Source organism: Burkholderia sp. AW49-1, assembly GCF_053427845.1.
In genome coordinates, this window is the sequence record NZ_JBSAXF010000150.1 from 1 (window position 1) to 203 (window position 203).

Here is a 203-nt window from a genome sequence, read left to right on the forward strand (position 1 = left end):
GAGGCGGTGGTCGCGTTCGTGGTGCTGAAGCGTTCGCGTCCGGAAGGCGAGGAGGCGGCGGCGCTCGCGAAGACGCTGCGCGACTGGGTCGGCAAGCAGATCGGGCCGATCGCGAAGCCGAAGGACATCCGCTTCGGCGACAACCTGCCGAAGACGCGCTCGGGCAAGATCATGCGGCGCCTGTTGCGCTCGCTCGCCAAGGG

General features: G+C 69.5%; 1 protein-coding gene. It reads left to right on the top strand.

The window, feature by feature from the left end:
• On the top strand, positions 1-203 hold a 203-nt coding region (locus ACV22W_RS33825; protein WP_448023893.1), incomplete at both ends, for an AMP-binding enzyme.